This is a genomic window from Sphingobacterium sp. T2, assembly GCF_000814685.1.
Taxonomy (GTDB): Bacteria; Bacteroidota; Bacteroidia; order Sphingobacteriales; family Sphingobacteriaceae; genus Sphingobacterium; species Sphingobacterium thermophilum.
Genome location: NZ_JXAC01000189.1, coordinates 1 through 3106, shown reverse-complemented (window position 1 = coordinate 3106; position 3106 = coordinate 1). Strand labels below are relative to the sequence as shown.

4 protein-coding genes are annotated in these 3106 nt (G+C 40.3%); 3 read left to right on the top strand and 1 reads right to left on the bottom strand.

Annotated features, from left to right (window positions below; all coding sequences use genetic code 11):
• Positions 1-365 precede the first annotated feature (365 nt).
• The 3 genes from SD31_RS11480 to SD31_RS11465 all read left to right on the top strand — a co-directional run bounded on the left by SD31_RS11480 (position 366) and on the right by SD31_RS11465 (position 2671).
• Entirely contained in the window at positions 366-1430 is a 1065-nt protein-coding gene (locus tag SD31_RS11480; RefSeq protein ID WP_197053682.1) for a hypothetical protein, read from the top strand.
• 245 nt (positions 1431-1675) lie between these two features.
• Entirely contained in the window at positions 1676-2089 is a 414-nt protein-coding gene (locus SD31_RS11475) for a hypothetical protein (RefSeq protein WP_156138342.1), read from the top strand.
• 312 nt (positions 2090-2401) lie between these two features.
• Positions 2402-2671, top strand: coding sequence for a hypothetical protein (locus SD31_RS11465; protein ID WP_156138341.1), 270 nt, complete (start codon positions 2402-2404; stop codon positions 2669-2671).
• Between the two features lie 222 nt (positions 2672-2893).
• On the opposite strand, the gene SD31_RS19245 is transcribed toward SD31_RS11465, so the two are convergent.
• Positions 2894-3106 (bottom strand): hypothetical protein (locus tag SD31_RS19245; RefSeq protein WP_231561519.1); only part of this gene is annotated, 213 nt, incomplete at its 5' end.

The following is a 3106-nucleotide window of genomic DNA, read 5'->3' as shown; positions in this document are numbered from 1 at the left end:
AAAAAGGGGTGCCTAACTTTGGATTTTGTTAGGACGCTGTCATTAATGATAAATGGGGTGTCAATCTGCGTGTAAGGAACATGMTTAAACCCTAAGATAAACCTAGAACGTGAGACGGATTCAAATGACAATGTTTTCCTTGAATCCTACAAACGAGGAGTTGATGCAAGCGTAGGTATATCTTATAAGTTTTAACAGTTTGATAATATATCCTTAACGATAAGATAGAATACAGGGTTTAATATTGTAAAATAAATAAGAAAGAAAACATGAAAACAAAATTATTAGCTATTATCGCCGTTTCAGTTTTGGCATTCACTTCATGTAGCAGTGATGACGATGACAATCCAACTGGCGTAACGGAGTTGACCGTTTTGAACGGCAACATAACGGGAGATGCTGTCGTTTCTGGGTCGTCAATTAATCTGACGGGACCTACGTACGTGAAGGAGGGTGCTACATTGACGATCCCTGCAGGTACAACTATCACGGCTACTACGGAAGGTACCAGCGCTTTTATTTTAGTCGAGCGAGGAGCTAAAATAATTGCAAAAGGGACAGCTGCTGCGCCGATTAAGTTTACCTCGACAACGAAACGTTCCGGTTCATGGGGAGGCTTGATTATCAATGGTTATGCTCCGCTTTCTCGAGCTAGTCAAAGTGCTCCAAGTAATTATCAGACAGAGATCAGTCCTAATATCATGTATGGCGGGGACAACCCTTCGGATAACTCGGGCGTGTTGGATTACGTGATTTTAGAATACACAGGAGCAAACATAAGCGACGCTGCTGAACATAATGGTCTAACATTAAACGGCGTTGGAAATGGTACTAAAATCAGCAACATCTACATTAAGGACGGCGCTGATGACGGTATAGAATTCTTCGGCGGTTCCGTTAACGTAACCAATCTGTTAGTTGTAAACGCAGAAGATGATATGTTTGATTTTACACAAGGGTATACTGGTACGTTAACGAATGCTTATGGCATCTGGGAACCAAGTTTTACAACGAACGAAGGCGATCCTAGAGGTATTGAAGCGGATGGTAACATGGATGGTAAAACGCCAAATGATATTGCTCAGTCCAACTTTACCATTAATGGAATGACTATCGTGCAACGCTCTACGACACAAGGTCTAGCAGGTACTATGCAGGATATCGTGAAAATTAGAAGAAAAGCGAAAGCGAACATTACGAATCTTTTAATCCAGATAGGAGATAACTCGTTGTTCGGTGATATCATTGACCTTGATGACTCGAAGCAAGATAATAAAGGTGATGCAAGTTCGACTATAACATATACGTTCCGTCCAGAATCGCGTTTTGATGCAGCTTTGGTTAAATCTGCCGGTGCTACAGTTACAAAGAATGACTCCCAAACTGGTGCAGACGTTTCAGTATTCAGCTGGACTGGCTATTCTTTCTAAGGTGATAACAAAATAGTTCAGACCAATAAAATTAGAAAACGATACTTCGTAAAGACCGGCTTCCCTTAAGGAGTCGGTCTTTTTGCGTCTTAATAAAAGAATGATGTCATCTTAATGAGTAAGTAATATTGAATTTGTTTTTTTAGCTTAAATAATAAGATAATATGCTAAAGATCAAAATTATATTTCCGTTAGCGATGATAGTAACTAGTTGCATGATCAGCTGTGAGAAAAGCACTTCCGATATGCCAGAGACACCAGATTCAGAAATCGTAGAACCAGAATTAAAAGAATCAATAGAACTCAAATTTGTAGTTAAGAATCTAGCGAAGGGCAATAGTACGACAGACGTGGAAGGATATGGCGAGCTTAATTTTTTAGGGTTTGGCTATGATGTTACTGGCAAATATTCTCATAGGAGCTCTGTTAAAGAGGCTGTAATTAATACCCCCGCATTCGGACAAGACAATCCCAGTCTTCTTGATGTGAGATTTCCTCGTGAGTCGAGTTTTAAGATCGGTTATGGTGTCGATTCGGAGGATTTTACGAAATTGTTGACAGGTGAAACTGCTGATATCAATTATTTTAAGGGGAATATCATATCATCCTTTTCCAGATACAGATCCCAAAGGAAGCGAATACATATATGGCTTGTATGACACCTATGTTACACACAAAAGACTTAGGATATTTCGAAATCCTGGAGAAGACCGGTTGATACGGTATTTAACTACAAATTTTCAAACAGACAGCAAGTCTCTCGAACCAGCGGAACTTGTCAAAAAATATGGTACACACGTTCTGCTTTCTTTGTATACAGGAGCTAAACTAAGCTTGGATTACCAAGCTGGATATGTAGGTGAGAAGGATAGACAAAACGCCGTGGAGAATAGTTTCAAGGTAGGTCTGAACGACTGTTTTGCGTTATTTTCCGGGACCCTTGCCCACCCGACTCAGCCGTGCTTAAGAATGTGGTGAGTCCGATAATCGCCTTCGAGGCAATTGGTGGTGACCCATCTAAAATAATAGTAGATAATACGCTAGGTTATAACCCGAAGGTTAAGATTTCCGAATGGTCAAAAAGTGTTAACGAAGATAATCACCGGTTTGTATACATTGATGGCTTGGATAACCTTTTGCCTATTTCAGAGCTTATAGAGGATGCAGAAAAGAAACAAAAGGTAGAGGTCTATGTCAATGACTATATCAAAGCGAACGAGGTGAGGCTGAACAGCCGCTAGTTGTACCGGTATGGCAACTATAACAGTTGCTTAGCACCTAAAAACACGGTTGGTAATGAAATGTTAGGGTATCGATCCGAAGAAAATCACAGAGCCTTTTTTAACAAGCTGGTAAATCATGTGATCTACCTACAGATGTATCTCGAGGCTACGAATGCGATGGTAAATGAGAGTATAAACTTTTTAATCGGTACAATTCTGTCGAAATGCTTAATGTGGATCTCACGAGATTTTATTTTGACGACCTGAAGGGAAGCGGAAAAAATATAACGGAAAAGTTGTATATACGGCCGATAGTGAAATCAGAAGAATTTTTGAGTCAGCGAGAAAGGCAGTGACTGGAAGCATATAGAGGTTCTGCGTGATTTTTACCCCTCTTTCTGAGATACCATGCGATCCGGAAGTAAGGTAAGCAGGGGGGCCTTTTCCAGACAA